We start from the raw sequence: 16,543 nt of genomic DNA, 5'->3' as shown, positions 1-16,543 counted from the left end.
TTAGCTCCGCGTCACTGTTGCCGGTCGGTCGACCGGGTACCGCCGCGCGTGGACCCGGCTTAGTGCGAGCACCGCAAGGATGGCAACGACTGCGGCGGCGAGGGAGGCAGCTGAGAGTTCAGGCGGAGGCCATTCGAGCATAAAGAAATCCTGCAGCATGGGGACGGTCATCAACAGGACAAGCCCCGCGCACATGGCAGCAATGATGGCCAGACGCAGGAGGCTGACCGGACGGCTGGCCGCCGCCAAAACGCTGAGCGCAACCAAGGACAGCGTCACCACAGAGGCTGTGCGGTTGGCTGCGGCGGTAAAGCCCCCGGCGGCCAGGGCATACACCTGCACGGCCAGGACCGCCGTGGCGATGATGATCCCGGCCGGGACGGCCATGGCCAGTGATCGCTTCAGGAACCCCGGGTTGTAGCGGCGGCTGTTGCTCATCAGGGCCAGGAAGAACGCGGGGATGCCGATGGTGAGGCCGTCAGTAGCGGAGAGTTGCCGGGGCAGGAACGGAAAGCTCCACATGAATGCTCCGAACGCCACGGACAGGGCTACGGCGTACATTGTTTTGCTAAGGAACAAGACCGAGACCCGCTCAATGTTGGCGATGACTTGGCGGCCTTCCGCAAGGACGGCCGGAAGCCGGTCGAAGCGCCCGTCCAACAGCACCAGGCGGGCCACCGCTTTGGTGGCTGGTGCCGCGGTGTCCATGGCGATGCCGATGTCAGCCTCCTTCAGTGCCAGCGCGTCATTGACGCCATCGCCAGTCATGGCGACTGTGTGGCCCATTCTTTGCAGCGCCAGGACCATGTCTTTTTTCTGGGCGGGCGTGACGCGGCCGAACACGGAAAAGTTGTCCAGATCTTCTTCCATCTGATGTGGGTCTGAGGGCAGGTGCCGTGCGTCGTAGCCGTCGCCGACGTCGAGCCCCACCTCTCGTGCCACCGCCGTGACCGTCCGGTGGTCATCACCTGAGAGGATTTTCACGGCAACGCCCTGTTGACGGAAGTAGGACAGAGTCTGCGCTGCATCCGGGCGGACCTTTTCCCGGAACGTCAACAGTGTGGCGGCCGCAAGCCCGGTGGGCAGGAGCACATCGTCCGGGTCCCTTTCGCGCATGACGTCCGGCGTGAATGCCAGTACCAGGGTGCGCAGACCGGCCGACGCAAAGCGGCGGGCCTGCATCAAGTCTTCTCCACTGGATGCGCTGCTTCCCTGCAACACCATCTCGGGTGCACCAAGAACCCAGGTTCCCGCGGCAGCATGAGGCGTATGGAAACTTGCTGCGCTCCACTTCCTGGCGGAAGAGAAAGGAACGACGCAGGCCGGGCACCGGTTGCCATCATAAGCGAAGGCGCCCGCCAGGCAGCGGGCGGTGGCGTTGGCGTGAGGGTCGGCCCCGAACCACCCCAGCGCCTCCTTCCAGCCTGGGGGAGAGGGCCGGCCGGCAGGGTGGACGCCGTCGAAAACCACTTTGCCCTCCGTCAGGGTGCCGGTCTTGTCAGTGCATAGAACGTCCACACGGGCCAGAACCTCCACAGCGGCGAGCTCCTGAGCCAGCACGTTCTGGCGGGCCAGCCGCACACCACCGACCGCGAACGCAACGCTGGTCATGAGCACGAGGCCCAAGGGAATCATGGCTATGGCCCCCGCCACTGCTCCAACGAGCGCCTCGACCCACGCCCCGGTGGTGAAAGCCAGATCCCAGCCGCCCTTCGCCTGCATCTGGCCGTTGGTGACGATCACCACGACGGGGAAGAGGGCCCAGCTGATCCAGCGAAGGACGCGGTCGATCCCGTTACGTATCTCCGAATTGATCAGTGAAAACCGTTTGGCTTCGGCGGTGAGCTGGCTGGCATAGGAGCCGGTCCCCACACCAACCACCCGCGCCTCACCCTGCCCCGCCGTTATAGTGGAACCCGACCACAGGATCGAGCCCCTGCCTTTGGCCACGGGATCCGATTCGCCGGTAAGGAGGGACTCGTCAATTTCCAGGCCATCTCCGCTGATGATGAGGGCGTCTGCCACTACTTGGTCGCCGGCCTGCAGTATCGTGACGTCGTCCAGGACGACGTCGGAAACTGCAACTTCCTGGACCTGGCCTTCCCGGAGCACCCTGGCCCGAGGGGCATCAAGGACAGCCAGCCGGTCCAGTAACCTCTTGGCGCGGTACTCCTGGACCACCCCGATGATGGCGTTGCTGACCGCCGCGAAGCCGAAGAGCGCGTCCTTCCACTGCCCTAGCAACAGCAACAGCAGGAAGCAGCCGCCAACAATTCCGTTAAGCAGTGTCAGCACATTCGCGCGAACAATTTGCCACAGGCTTCTGCTCGAATTGTCTGGAACTCCGTTGGCCAGGCCCGCCAGCGTTCGTTTCCTCACATCCTCGGCGGAGAGACCTGATCCTGCGGGAGCATCAGCCCCCGGAGGATACGCCGCCGCTGCCATGCTCACGCGGCGCCCTCAGGTTGTCGCAGAGATGGCTGTGCCGAGCGTCTTTCCCCATTCCCGTGCCCGGTCGAGTTCGCCGGGCAAAAGCTGGTTGGTGGCATCGACGAGGAAGCTTGCAGGCTCGGCTATGAGCTCAAGCCCATGTTGCCTGAGTCGTTTCGCGATGCCTTTGGAGGCGTGACCGGTCAGTAACTCATTGCCCTCCAGACGGGTATCGAAGGCGGCCGCTTTCCCGGTTGTCTTGTCCAGGGACTCGAACCATGCCCGCAAGCCCGGTCCTCCCGCGGTGGCGGCGGGGACCAGTCCCTTCTCCGGGTGTTCAAGGGCGTCTTTGACTGCCAGTTCCCACATCGGCTTCCTGCTCATGCCGTGTATATGGGTCGGCCCTCCCACGACCAGGAGATCCGTGGCCGTCGGCTGGGCCTGGCCTGCCTCTTCGACGGACATTACGTGGGGTTCGGCAATGCCCTCCAGCCCTTGCGCTATGGCGTTGGCGATCGCGTGTGTGTTGCCGTAGAGGGACTCGTAAACAATGGCTGCTTTCATGGTGTTGCCTTCCGCTCAAGTGCCGAGGCCAGGCTCTTGGCCTAACTGGCTGCATTTTCCAGTTGCCCGCTGCGGAAGGTCCTCAGCTGACAGGTTCCCGGGTTCGGAGTCCGCCACTGAAACAGCGGCAGTGTGGAGAGCTTCGGGGCCGGTTGCGATCGCCTCTGCAATGGCTCTTGAGTTCCCATACGCGGAGTCGTAAATGACGTGGCCTTTCATGCGGTGATCACTACTTTCAGGGCGTTTGTTTCCCCGGCCCGGGCGAAAGTGTCATAGGCGTCCATGAACTGGTCGAAACGGAAGTGGTGCGTGGCGAACTTTTCTGCCGGGAGCTTCTTCTGGGCGACGAGTTTCAGCAGCATGGGAGTGGTGTTGGCGTTCACGAGTCCCATGCTGATGTTGATGTTCTGGATCCAGAGGTTCTCCACATGGAGTTCGACGGATTTGCCGTGTACGCCGACGTTGGCTACGTTGCCGCCCGGACGGACAATCTCCGTGCACATGCTAAAAGTCGCGGGAATGCCCACTGCCTCGATGGCCACATCCACTCCTTGGCCGTCGGTCAGGGCCAGCACATGGTTCTTCCAGTCAGGTTCGCCTGAGAGGACGATGTCGGTCGCGCCGAACTCGCGGGACTTCTCCAGACGGTTCCGGTCAAGGTCGATGGCAATGATGGTGGCGGCGCCATAGAGTCCGGCGGTGGCGATTGCCGCCAGCCCAACCGGACCCGCCCCGACCACCGCTACCGTGTCTCCGGGCTTGACCCGGCCGTACTGGACGCCAATTTCGAAGCCCGTAGGGAGGATGTCGGACAGCATGACGGCCTGCTCGTCGCTGACTCCGTCGGGCAGCAGGTGCAGGGAGTTTTCGGCATAGGGGACCCGGACGTATTCGGCCTGCGTGCCGTCGATCAGGTGGCCGAAGACCCAGCCGATCCCTGGAGCGCCCTCGTCACCCATGCAATGGGAGTAGAGCCCGGTCTTACAGTTGGCGCAGTGGCCGCAGGACTTGATGCATGAAATAATCACCCGGTCGCCGGGTTTCAGGCTGGTCACGGATGTACCGACCTCAGTGATGGAGCCCACGCCTTCGTGGCCCAGGATTCTTCCTTCCGTCACTGCCGGTACATCACCCCTGAGGATGTGTAGATCCGTCCCGCAGATGGTGGTGGTATCGACCTTGACGATGGCGTCGCCGGGATTGCGGATTGCCGGGTCCGGCACATCGGTCCAGGACTTCTTTCCTGGGCCGCCGTAGACAATGGCTTTCATTGCTTTTCCTTGCTGTCGGTGATGATCATCGGGTCTGACACACGGAGAGGTCCTGGACCTCGGGCCCAAGCTCGCGGACCCGGGGAGTGCCAAGCGCTCCCGCTGCCGCTTCAACCTCCACAATGAGCGATGGCCGTGCCGGCGGAAAGGGTCCTTAGTCCCGGTGCACCACGCCGGATCCTGCAGGGCCGGGGCCGGGTACGGTCCGCGGGGAAACCCGCCCCGGCTGGCCCATAACCGGGGCTGAGGCCCCTGCACTGGAGTTCGAGGGAAGTCAAAGATGTACGGTATGCGGCTCATCCGCTGAGAACCGGGAGGACAGGATATGCGTGCCAGGGATGAAAAGAGGGGCTTCCGTGTACACCAGCGTCCCGTGTGCGCCGCGCACACGGGACGCTCAGGAAGGTAACCGGTGGGCTCTTCCTCTACACAAGAGGTATCCACCTCGGCATTGTGACCGCCGGCCCTCAGCTATATGGGCCTTTCGCGAATGAGGCCGCTATTGCGCACGCACGAAGGAAGCTGGTGGGGCCCGCCGGGCCCGAAGGGACCGGACCCGCGTAAAGGTAGGCGAGCCTTCAGGAAACGGGCCCGGCGGGTTCCTCCGCGGCATGACGTGCAACCACGACAGGGCACCTGGCGTGGTGCAGCACAGCGTGGGCTGTCGAGCCCACCGTTCCTCTGATGAGGCCTCTGCCCTCGCTCCCGACGACGATCACGGCGGCGGACCGGGCGGCGTTCAGCAGGGCCCGTGGAACGGAGGTGTCCTGCGCCAGCTCTGTCTCTACAGCCGCTGTGGGGGCGATGGCGCGGGCATTGCCTGCCGCCGTTTCCAGTACCCGTTCCGCGGCTCCCCGGGTTCCGCTGGAGGCTAGCCCCGGTTTCCCGACGCCGAAATGAATTCTGAGGACATGAATAATCTTCAGAGCCGCCCCCGTTGCCATTGCCATCTCGCATGCCTGGCCCAGAGCTGCCGCAGACCCGGACGAATCCACTCCGACAACGACAGGGCCGACACGGTTCTCATCGGAACGGATCACAGCAACCGGGCAGTCCGCGGTTGCTGCAAGCTCCAAACTTACAGACCCCACCAGCAGACCCATGAATCCCCCGATACCGCGGCTTCCCAAGACAAGCATCCTCGACCCGGCGGAGACCCTGCGGAGATTATCGGCAGGCCATCCATACAAAAGACTGGTTCGGATTCTCAGCCCAGGGACCTCGTTTGCTGCTTGGGCTGCGCCTTCGTCACGGATAGTCTCAGCGTAGTGCTGCAGCCCGCTGTCAGCGACTCCCTCGACGGGTCCGAGATCGTGGGTCAGCAGCGGCCACAACGAACAGTGCACCAGATGCAGTTCGCACTCCCGGAGCCCGGCCTGCCATGCCGCCCAGCGGATCGCCACACCCGCTTCAGCGGATCCATCGCAGCCGACTACGATGCCGTCAGGCTTCTGCACCAGGTCCTCCGTCATTGGCCTTGGTCCTGCTACGGGAAGGCCCGAAAGCCAGGGACAGCTCGGGCGGCAGCTCGGTGCCGTGTGCAATCAGGACCGAGCATCTTGCGTGCGCGGCGACCGCGGCGCTGACCGCCCCCAGCAGCAGCCCTTCGAAGCCGCCATGGCCGCGGCTACCCACATTGAGGAGCCGTGCGTGTTGGCTCTCTTCGATCAGGATCTTCGCGGCCGGTCCGAGCCGGAGCATCATTTCCAGGCCCTCCGGAGATGCCCCGCCAAAGGCCCTTGCCACTGCCTCCGCGCAGCGGATCCGGGCCTCCTCCTCGGGGTTCCACACAACGGGGGTAAAGGTGCCCGCGGCGATCTGGAACTGCCATGCGGTCACGGCCTTGATGGGGGTTTGGAACAGCGGCGCCAGCGAGCCGGCCCAGCGCAGGGCCAGTATCGAAGGAGCGCTTCCGTCGACGCCAACGATCACGGCCGGAGCTTGGGGGCTCTGATGCATGATTGTCAGCCTCCAGATTGCGCCGGCCACAGGCGGCTGGCTGGGTGTTCTGCCGACGGTCCCCGGCGGGATGCTCGGAAGGATGAGCCGGCATCTGGGTGAAGACTACGGAATCCCGGACCGCCGGCCTAGGGTCATAGGTCCCCCGGCTGCGGTCGTCGCCGTCTCGGGCCGGACCAAGTCCCGGGCGAGGAGCGGGCGCCCGGAAGAGGGCTCCCTGGGCCCAGCTGACTTGGGGGAGGATCGGGAAGGACCGCCGTAACGGAAAGCGCGGGACGCAGGTGCACTTGTCCCGGCGCAGGCGGCTGCGGCGTGGGAGTGACGATGGCTGACCTACGCCCGTCGCCCCACCAAGGCGGGGAACACGATCAGATCCTGGGCTCCTTGGGGTGTGATTCCGGCAGGGCCTCGGAGTCCTGGCCGACGACCAGCACGGGGCAGTGAGCGTGCGCGGCGCAGGCTGCACTTACCGAACCCATGACCTGACCAAGGAGACCGCCATGTCCGCGGCGGCCGACGACGAGAAGTTGGGCGTCCCGGCTCTCTTCGACGAGGACCTTCGCCGGTGATCCGGTCTTCACGACAGTTGACAGGTTGGGTGGACGGTTCTGTCCATATGCCCTTTCAAGCGCCTCTTCCATGAGACGCTTGGCGATCGCTTCCAACTGTGCCGTGACTTCCAGGTTCCCCGGCGGTAGGTGGGAAGGAAGATAGAAGTCGGACCATCCGAGGCAAGAGATGACCTCAATCGGGGCTTTCAGCGCCGATGCGATCCGCCCGGCAAGCTGCAGCGCCGCCGGGGAGTATTCGGAACCGTCAATACCGACAACAATGCGTTGGCTATCATTCATGCAATTCACCCTGCCCCGGACCACGGGGCGGGTCTAGGGCCGAAGGTCACCCCCCGCACCGGGACCGGGCCGGGTCCAAGGCCCCTGTCCTTACCGGTCGCAGCGGCGTAGCACTGAAATAGCCCGCTTGGGCCCGGCAACACCGCAAGGTCCGCTCAGAAAGGAATGATGCATGGCGCCCGCGCAGCACAACTGGAGTTCATCCCCGACGGCGGCATCAGCCCTGTCCCCGTTTGATGCCGTCATATTTGACCTCGACGGCGTCGTCACCGACACGGCCGACATCCATGCCTTGGCTTGGAAGGAGCTTTTCGATGCGGTCCTTAAGGATCCCCGGGCGCACAGCACGGCCAGCCAGGTCCCCTTCACGGACAGCGATTACCGCCGCTTCGTTGATGGGCGTCCCCGGGAAGAAGGGGTCCGGGTCTTCCTCCAGTCGCGCGGGATCACCGCCCCTGACGGCCATCCTTCCGATCCTCCGGGTACGTGGTCCGTCTCCGGGCTCGGTGCCCGAAAGAACGAGATCTTCAACCGTCGGCTCAAGAACGGCCACATCCACGTGTTTCCCGGAACTGTTGACCTGGTTAAAAGGCTTCGCTCGGGAGGCGTCCCGGCAATACTCGCAACGTCGAGCCGCAATGCCAGGGCCGTTCTTCAGGCGGCGCAGCTGCTGGATGTGTTCGACCTCATTGTGGACGGAGAGACCGCGGCAGCCTTGCGGCTGCCGGGGAAACCTGACCCTGCCCTGTTCCTCGAAGCCGCCCGTGCCATGGGTGTGTCGGCTGCCCGTGTGGCCGTCATTGAAGATGCCGTTGCCGGTGTGCAGGCCGCCCGGGCCGGTGGATTCGGGCTGGTTGTGGGTATAGACCGGGCCGACCGCCGGGCGGACCTGGAAACTGCGGGCGCGGACATCGTCCTGCATGATGTGAGCGAGTTCGACATCGGGCTCGTTCTCACCCATCCGTGGCTTCTCGTCTACGAAGGGATGGATCCTGCTCACGAGGGCCATCGCGAGGCCCTGACCACTCTCGGTAACGGGTACATGGCTGTCAGGGGAGCCGCGCCTGAAAGCGCGTCCGATGGTCTTCACTACCCGGGAACCTACATGGCCGGAATCTATAACCGGCTCACGAGCAAAGTCCACGGCCAGCAGAGCGAGGACGAGCACATGGTGAATGTGCCCAATTGGTTGCCAGTGGACATTGCCGTGGAAGAGGGCCGCTGGTGGTCAAGCGGCGGGCTTCGGTTATGCAGCGAACACCGCGAATTGGACATGAGGCGTGCAGTTCTGTCCCGGCATGTCGTGCTGGCGGCCGATGACGGTCGCCAGCTGGACGTTGTGCAGCGCCGTGTGGTCTCCGCGGCGCAAGCCCACTTGGCGGCGCTGGAGACGACACTTACCGCACGGGGCTGGAGCGGGCAGGCGGTGGTGCGCATCGGTTTGGACGCAGGCATCACCAACTCCAATATTCCCGCTGAGGCGCTTCTTGCACACAGGCATCTGCGCATCGTCTCCTTCGGGACGACAGCCGACGGCGTTGACTCGGTAGAGGTCGAGACCAGCAGCAGCCGCATCCGGATTGCCACGGCTGCCCGTATCCCTGGCCATGAAGGAGGCGTGAACGGAGGTCCCGCCACCCGGCAGGACAGCCGCGTCTTCCGCGACGTCGTGCTTGACCTGCAGGACAGCATTCCGGCCATCATGTGCAAGGTCGTTTCTATGGTGTCCTCGCGGGACACGGCCATATCATCACCGCTGGCAGCGGCCCTGGCTGTCCAGGAACGGGCACCGGCCGAATTCGACCAGATCCTGGCCGCCCATGAGGCCGCCTGGCAGGGGTTGCTGGACGCCTTTGCGCTGGAACTGGACACCGACCGGCAGACCCAGCTGATCCTCAACCTGCACATATTTCATCTGCTGCAGACCCTAACGCCGCACACGTCAGAGGTGGATGCAGGCGTGCCGGCCCGGGGGCTGCACGGAGAGGGATACCGCGGACACGTGTTCTGGGATGAGCTCTTCGTCCTGCCCGTTCTCACCTCCCGCCTGCCGGTGGTTGCGAGATCGGTCCTTGACTACCGCTGGCGCAGGTTGGACGCGGCCCGGGACGCCGCCAGAAAAGCCGGGCTGCTCGGGGCGATGTTTCCCTGGCAGAGCGGAAGTGACGGGCGGGAAGAAACGCCACACTGGACTTTCAATCCCCGCATCGGGGACTGGGCACCAGATTATTCCAGTCTTCAGCGTCACTCCGGACTTGCTGTTGCGTTCAACACCTGGCAGTACTTTGAGGCCACCGGCGACCGTGCCTGGCTGATCCGGCGGGGAGCCGAAATCCTTGTCGAGGTCGCACGGCTGTTCACGTCCATGGCCGTGCATGACGCCGAAACGGACAGATTCCATATCCACGGCGTGATGGGGCCCGATGAATACCACACGGGATACCCCGACGGGCCGGGGCACGGTCTCGATGACAATGCCTATACCAACGTGATGGCAGGATGGCTCTGCGCCACCGCTCTGCATTTGGTGAGATCCGTGCTGCAGGGGCCAGAGCAGCAGGAGCTGTCGAACCGATTGGGGATCCGGCCGGAGGAGCTGGACAAATGGGAGCAGGTCAGCCACCGGATGTACGTACCGTTCCACGGGGACGGCATCATCAGCCAGTTCGAGGGGTACGGCCAACTCATGGAACTTGACTGGGAGCACTACCGCCAAACCTACGGGAACATCGAACGCCTCGATCTGATTCTGGAAGCAGAACACGATACGCCCAATCGGTACATGCTGGCCAAGCAAGCCGACGTCCTGATGCTGTTCTATTTGCTGGGAGAGGAACAGCTGACCAAATTTCTGGGAACTCTCGGCTACGCCGTGGATTCAGCGGCGCTTTCCCGGACGGTTGATTTTTACCTGTCGCGGACCGCCCACGGGTCGACTCTCAGCCGCATGGCCCATGCATCCGTGTTGGCCGCCATGGACCCGGAACGGGCCTGGAGCACATTCCGGGAGGCCCTCGATGCCGACCTGGACGACACCCAGGGCGGCACAACCCGTGCCGGTATCCATCTTGGCGCCATGGCTGGCAGTATCGACACCGTTCAGAGGACCTTCGCGGGCCTGCGGATGGCCCAGGACGAGCTGATCTTCGCCCCCCGCCTGCCCACAGGCCTGCACCGGGTCAGGTTCACCGTGAATTACCGGGGCCAGCTGCTGGAGGTGGCTCTTGACCATGAACGGTTGACGGTAACAGCTGCCCCGGGCGTCGCGGCTCCTGTCCGGGTGCGTCTGGGGCTCGACACTGTGATGTTGCATGCGGGGCAGTCGCACGGCTTCCTCGTCCGCCGTTCACCGTGAAAGCCGCCCGTGCCGCAAGGTCTTGTACACGAAGTCCGCGGTCAGCACCGCCGGTATCGCCAGGAGCGCGATGCCCCACCCCAGCGGTGGCGGCAGGGCGTGCCCCAGCAGCGCCGCGACCGGTCCCGCGCCGAGAAACACTACCATTGCGAGGAGTTCAATCAGGACCGACCACAGAAGCAGGCGGTTGCGGAACCAGCCCAGCCGCCAGGGGGGCCTGGTGGAACTGCGGCAGGCGTAGGCGTTGGCCAGCTGCCCCAGAACGACGGCGGCGAAGGCCGCCCCGGAGGCCGGAAGCAACACGGCCGAGGCAGGGGGCGAATCCCCGGGGTGCCAGCCGGCTGCGGCCAGCACGGCGACAAAGGCTGACATCTCGATGAAGGCCTCCACGGGGCCCAGCACGGCGAAGACCCGGACCATCAGGGCACCGTCCATCAGGTGCCGGCGCTCAGGCGGGCGCCGCATGACGCCCTTGCCCGGCTGCTCACCTCCCAAGGCGAGTGCCGGCAGCAGGTCCGTCCCGATGTCGAGAAACAGGATCTGCAGCACGCCAAGGGCGAGCGGAAAGGAACCTCCCGAGAGCGCCCAGATCATGAACGGAGTGAGCTCCGCCACGTTGTCGGTCAGATGGTAGGTGAGGAAACGGCGGATATTGGCATACGTCGCCCGGCCCTGCTCGATTGCTTTCACGATGGTGGCGAAGTCGTCATCGAGCAGGACAAGATCCGCGGCCTCTCGCGCGACATCGGTGCCACTGAGACCCATGGCAACGCCCACGTCCGCCTCCTGCAGGGCAGGGCCGTCATTCACGCCATCACCGGTCATGGCTACCACGTGTCCGCGTGACTGCAGGGCTCGGGCGACGCGAAGCTTCTGTTCGGGGGAAACCCTGCTGATGACCACGCCGTCGTGGTCCAGCAGCGCGCCGAGGGCCCCTTCGTCGTCGGGCAGGTCAGTGCCCTCGACCACCCGCTCCTCCTCCAGTATTAGGCCCACCTCGCGGGCGATTGCCGCCGCTGTCGACGGATGGTCCCCGGTGACCATGGCGACTTTCACGCCGGCTTCCCGGGCCGTACGCAGAGCCGGCGCCACGGAAGGGCGCGGCGGGTCATGGAGACCGATAAGGCCCAAAAGGGTGAGGCYGGACTCAGCCTGGTCCGCCCCGAGGGAACCCGCAGCCGCGGCGCTGAGCTCCCCCGCCGATAGGGTTCGCCCGGCGACAGCCAGCAGACGCAAGCCCTGACCGGCCATCCGTTGTATCTCCTGCCGGACGCCAGAGTCGCCGGCGTTCCTGAACGCCGTCGGCGAACATAGCGGAAGGACGGCCTCCGGCGCCCCCTTCATCGAGACCGTGGTCCCCACGATCACCGATTCGCGCCGCCGCCCCGGGCTGAAACTGAACCGGAGCACCGAAGGCGCTTCAGGCCGTTCTGCTGCGCCGCCGAGCCGGCGCAGCAATGTATCCAAGGCCGCCTCCATGGGGTCCCCCTCCGGCTGCCAGGCCCCGTCACGCATCACGATCCTTCCCCGGGATGCCAGGGCGGCCGCAACACTGACCCTGCCTGCCTGCGCGACCGCCTCCCGGCTACCGGAGACGGAGCCTGCAGGTTCGTAGCCTTCACCGGCCACCGTCACGGCGCCTTCCGACGTCCACACCTCGACCGCGCTCATCCTGTTCTGAGTCAGCGTCCCGGTCTTGTCGGTACAGATGAACGTTGTCGAACCAAGGGTCTCGACTGCCTGCAGGTGCCTGACCAGGGCCTTCCGGCGCGCCATGCGCTGGGCGCCCATTGCCAACGACAGCGTGACTGTGGGCAGAAGTCCTTCCGGGATCAGGGCTACAGAGACCCCGATGGCGAAAAGAAACGCATCCTGCCAGGAGATGCCGATCAATGCCGACAACAAGAAGAACAACAGTCCCACGCCCAGGGCCACAGCGGCGATGGTCCGGACGATCCGGCGCAGTTCCATCGTCAGCGGGCTCGGGGGCGGTTTCACAGTCGTGGTCAGCGCCGCAATTTCCGCGAGCCGGGTCCGTTGTCCGGTGGCAATGACGATGCCCTCGGCTTCGCCGTTGACCAGGAAGGTACCTCCGATCCCGGCATCCGCGGATTGCTTCGGCACCGGGTCGCTTTCACCGGTCAGCATTGACTCGTCAACGGTGCAACTGCTTGTTGTGCCGAACCTCACGTCCGCCGGGACGCGGTCCCCCGCTGCGAGGATGACCAGGTCTCCGGGCACCAGGTCTGCTGCGTCCACGCGGGACGCGCGACCATCCCGGCGGACCAGGACCTGCGTTGGCAGCAACGCCCGGAGCTGCGTCGCAGCGTGTTCGGCCCGTTCTGCCTGCACATAGGAGAACAGGCCGTTAATGACGACCACTGCCACCACCGCCACGCCGAGCTGCGGCATGCCGGCGACGAATGCCAGCGCGGCGGCACCCCAGAGCAGCGCGGCAAAGAAATGCGTGAATTCGGCCAGGAACCTGCGCCAGAGCGGAACGGCAGCAGCTTCGGGGATCCGGTTGGGTCCGTTCTCAGCGAGCCGGGACAGGGCCTGCCCGGTGGTCAGCCCAGAAGCGGCCACAGCGCGCTCGGCCATGCTCAGTCCCGCCGGGCGGCATCCCTGAGCAATACCGCTGCTCCGGTGAAGCTGTCCGTGGATAGGTCCAGAAGTGCCCGGTCGGCCTCCTCAAACGGGTAGGGCACGGTGGTCACGTGTAAGGGCATCCGGGCGGCCAGATCGAAAACCTCCTCACCATCGGCCCTGGTATTGGCCGTCACGCTGCGGAGCTGACGTTCCTGGAAAAGGTCGGTTTCATAGTTCAGGGCCGGGATGTCGCTCAGATGGATCCCGGCGATGGCCAGTGTGCCGCCGCGATCCAGCGCGCGCAGAGCCTGCGGCACCACCTCCCCTGCAGGTGCGAAGAGAATTGCGGCGTCCAAGGGTACCGGGGGCCGGTCCTCAGCTCCCCCGGCAAACGTTGCCCCCAACTCGAGAGCGAGCCGCTGCGCTGCCACGGACCGTGTCATCACGTACAGGCTCGCGCCCTCATATAAGGCCATCTGCGCCGCCAGGTGTGCCGAGCCGCCAAAGCCGTAGATGCCGAGCCTGCCCCCCGGCGGAAGGTTGGCCCGCCGAAGGGCCCGATAGCCGATAATGCCCGAGCAGAGCAAGGGGGCAGCCTGCTCGTCCCTGAAGCCTTCAGGTATCCGGTACGCGTAGTCCTCGTGAACGGTCATCAGTTCGGCATAACCGCCGTCCTTGTCCCAGCCGTTGAAGGCGGGTGAGAGGCACAGGTTTTCGGCCGCGCGCCGGCAGAACCGGCATGAACCGCACGTGCGGGCCAGCCAAGCCGCACCTGCACGCTCACCCACCCGGAACCTGCTGCATTGCGGTCCCGTCCCTATGACTTCGCCGACAGCCTCGTGCCCCGGGATCCTCCCAACGGCCCGGGGTGGGAGGTCTCCTTCGGCAAGGTGCAGATCGGTGCGGCACACACCGCATGCATGCACTGAAATCAGGATTTCCCCTGTCCCGGGTGAAGGATCGGGCCGCTCACCCCGCCGCAGTGGTCCCGATGCGATAGGTCCAGGAGTTTCAACCCACCATGCGCGCATGACCGTCTCCGTATCCTCGTGCAAGAAAAGGACTGCCGTAAGTCCCTTTCCGGCCAGCAGTTCCTCCATCCAGCATTGGATGAGCCGCGCGCAAATGACAGGGCCGAAAGCCCCGGCACTCAATGGGAGGAAACCGGATCTGAACTGTGCTTCGAATGTTGGACATGAAATGGGGATGCTCCTTCGCAGCCGTGCAGTTGCCGTCAGGCAGAGAGTCCAATGTCCAGACCTACCGACGGGCGATGGGACTCTTGGTTGGTGGATCCGGCTCAGGCCGGTCGCCAAGCACCCATGAACCCCGCTCTGAGGGACGGGGCCGCCAACGAGAACAGCTGCTAACGGGGTCACCATGAACAAGGAAAGTACGCTTCGGTTCGTAGAGTCCGGTCACAGCGACTTCGGAGGGTGCTCACCTCACAGGGCCAGCGAGTGCGACAGCGGGGTGCTGAGCCGTCCTAAAAGAGCTGACTCTGGCGCATGTCGGCAGCACGGTCGGCAGGAGCGCCGCTCGTCGATCTGCCCGGTTTGAGTGCCCGGAGTGCGTTCAGGATCGTGGCGAGGTCCACGACCTCCTGCAGAAGGGCGCCGGCGACGGCGGGGATGAAGCCGAAGGCTGCGGCGAACATCAGTCCGATGCTCAGCCCGATCCCTATCCAGATGCTTTCCAGGGCCATGAGCGTGGTGTGCCGGCCAATATCCACTGCCAGTGCAGTCTTTGAGAGGTCATCAACCATGATGACGACGTCGGCCGATTCGCTGGCGGCGGTTGAACCTTTGGCGCCCATTGCGACTCCAACATCGGCGGCCGCCAGGACGGGGGCGTCATTGACACCGTCGCCCACCATCATTACCGGCCGGCTGCCCAGCGCCGCGACCTCTGCGACCTTGTCCGCGGGCAGGCACTCGGCACGAACGCTCGTGATTCCGGCTTCAGCGGCGATATGCATCGCCGTTGACCGGGAGTCGCCGGTCAGGAGCATGGTCTCCCGGACGCCGAGCCGGTGCAGTTCCTCCAAGGTGCGTATGGCATTGTCCCGCAGCGGATCGCTCATGATCAGGGTTCCGGCGAACCGACCGTCAACACCGACATAGACGCCGAGCTGGCCGCCGGCCAGGTCCGCCTCTTCAAATCCCGACGTGCTGGAGCTGATGAACGACGGTTTGCCCACGGCCACCGCGTGGCCATCACAGACTGCGGTCACGCCCTGGGTGGCATGCTCCTGCGCCAGGTGCCCTGCCGGCAGCGCGAGGCCCCGCGCCCGTGCGGCGTCCATGACCGAGGCGGCCAGCACATGGGATGAGTATTGCTCGGCGGAAGCTGCGAGCTGCAGCAGCCGCCCGGGAGTCATCGTTGCATTCTTGGAGACCAGGATTTCCCTGAGTACCGGACGGCCTTGGGTGAGGGTACCGGTTTTATCAAAGACCGCGGTCCTGACCCGGGCGAGCCGTTCGAGCGTTCCGCCGTTCTTGACGATGATTCCGGCGTGTGCCGCACGGCTCATGCCGCCGAGGAAAGCTACCGGGGCGGCCAAGAGCAGCGGGCACGGTGTTGCCACAACGAGGACCTGCGCGAACCGACCGGCGTCCTGGCTCAGGTACCAGGCGGTCCCGGCAAGCAGGAACGCCAAGGCGGTGAACGGCACCGCGTACCTGTCAGCCAGCCGGACCACCGGTGCGCGGCTGGCCGACGCCTCCTGCACGAGCGCCACGATGAGGCTGTACTGGGAGTCCTCAGCAGTCGTGACCGCCTGCATCCGCACCGCAGCATCGCCGTTCACTGAGCCGCTGAGCAGAGTATCGCCGCTGCGGTGTTCCACCGGAAGACTTTCACCGGTGAGGGCAGACTCATCAAACACGCCCGCTGTGGAGATCAGCCGCCCATCAACGGGGACTACTTCGGAAGGCCTGATGACCAGCACGTCGCCAACACGAACCTGTTCGACGGGTATGTCTTCCAGGATTGCATCCCTTCCCTCGCGGCGGGCGCTTCGAGGCGCCCGTTCGAGCAGCGAACGCAGCTCCCGGACGGCCCTGCCCTCGGCATAGGTCTCCAGCGCGTTGCCGCCGGCCAGCATCAGCACGATGATCAGCGAAGCGACGTATTCGCCGACCGCGACCGTGCTGATGATGGCTGTCACCGCGAGCAGATCAATGCCCCATCGCCCGTGAAGGATTTCCTTCACCATCAGGACCGAACGGTACGCCGCGGCGGCCAAAGCGTAGAGACTCGCCAACCACTGCGCTGCACCCTCCTGTCCAAAGGCAAGGAGCGCTGCTGCGCCGGCGCCTGCCAGAACGGCCGTTGTAAGCAGCGCGAAACGGCGAACGGGCTTCACGGTTTCGTACCTGCCGGGCCGAGGCGCGTCCGAGCGCGCACGGGCATCGTGGGCGAACTTCGGCATCGGTCGTCATGGCGAAGGGGACAGCAGCCGGCACCCGAAGGCTGCCTTACCTCCTGGCGCGGTCGTGCGTCCGCTTCCCGACCGACCGTGG

The 16,543-nt window shown here is 65.1% G+C and carries 10 protein-coding genes; 1 reads left to right on the top strand and 9 read right to left on the bottom strand.

Going from position 1 to position 16,543, the window contains the following annotated elements:
* From AC1D14_RS05240 to AC1D14_RS05215, 6 genes are all read right to left on the bottom strand, one after another.
* Window positions 1-2,295 (bottom strand): HAD-IC family P-type ATPase, encoded by a 2,295-nt coding sequence (locus AC1D14_RS05240; protein WP_476968164.1) that lies wholly within the window; start codon window positions 2,293-2,295, stop codon window positions 1-3.
* Window positions 2,296-2,460: 165 nt separating this feature from the next.
* Window positions 2,461-2,994, bottom strand: a complete 534-nt coding sequence (locus tag AC1D14_RS05235; RefSeq protein WP_230116734.1) for a flavodoxin family protein — start codon at window positions 2,992-2,994, stop codon at window positions 2,461-2,463.
* Between the two features lie 215 nt (window positions 2,995-3,209).
* On the bottom strand, window positions 3,210-4,265 hold the full coding sequence (locus AC1D14_RS05230) for a zinc-dependent alcohol dehydrogenase family protein (RefSeq protein WP_476968163.1): 1,056 nt from the start codon (window positions 4,263-4,265) through the stop codon (window positions 3,210-3,212).
* A gap of 578 nt (window positions 4,266-4,843) precedes the next feature.
* Window positions 4,844-5,737 carry a universal stress protein gene (locus AC1D14_RS05225; RefSeq protein ID WP_476968162.1) on the bottom strand — a complete coding sequence of 298 codons (894 nt, stop codon included), beginning with the start codon at window positions 5,735-5,737 and terminating at the stop codon, window positions 4,844-4,846.
* Complete coding sequence (locus AC1D14_RS05220) at window positions 5,709-6,224, bottom strand: universal stress protein (RefSeq protein WP_230116731.1); 516 nt, start codon at window positions 6,222-6,224, stop codon at window positions 5,709-5,711. The genes AC1D14_RS05225 and AC1D14_RS05220 overlap by 29 nt, the downstream gene beginning before the upstream one ends.
* Before the next feature lie 368 nt (window positions 6,225-6,592).
* Window positions 6,593-7,075, bottom strand: coding sequence for a universal stress protein (locus AC1D14_RS05215; RefSeq protein ID WP_476968161.1), 483 nt, complete (start codon window positions 7,073-7,075; stop codon window positions 6,593-6,595).
* 172 nt (window positions 7,076-7,247) lie between these two features.
* Here AC1D14_RS05215 and AC1D14_RS05210 point away from each other — a divergent pair, with 172 nt between their 5' ends.
* Window positions 7,248-10,430 (top strand): beta-phosphoglucomutase family hydrolase, encoded by a 3,183-nt coding sequence (locus tag AC1D14_RS05210; RefSeq protein WP_230116729.1) that lies wholly within the window; start codon window positions 7,248-7,250, stop codon window positions 10,428-10,430.
* Here AC1D14_RS05210 and AC1D14_RS05205 read toward each other — a convergent pair.
* The 3 genes from AC1D14_RS05205 to AC1D14_RS05195 form a co-directional block, all read right to left on the bottom strand.
* Window positions 10,422-13,031 (bottom strand): cation-translocating P-type ATPase, encoded by a 2,610-nt coding sequence (locus AC1D14_RS05205; RefSeq protein WP_476968160.1) that lies wholly within the window; start codon window positions 13,029-13,031, stop codon window positions 10,422-10,424. The genes AC1D14_RS05210 and AC1D14_RS05205 overlap by 9 nt on opposite strands.
* A 2-nt stretch (window positions 13,032-13,033) precedes the next feature.
* Entirely contained in the window at window positions 13,034-14,050 is a 1,017-nt protein-coding gene (locus AC1D14_RS05200; protein WP_476968159.1) for a zinc-dependent alcohol dehydrogenase family protein, read from the bottom strand.
* A gap of 455 nt (window positions 14,051-14,505) precedes the next feature.
* On the bottom strand, window positions 14,506-16,386 hold the full coding sequence (locus AC1D14_RS05195) for a heavy metal translocating P-type ATPase (protein WP_476968158.1): 1,881 nt from the start codon (window positions 16,384-16,386) through the stop codon (window positions 14,506-14,508).
* Window positions 16,387-16,543: the final 157 nt, after the last annotated feature.

This window comes from Arthrobacter sp. P1_B11, assembly GCF_056406715.1.
This window is presented reverse-complemented; position numbering and strand designations above follow the sequence as displayed.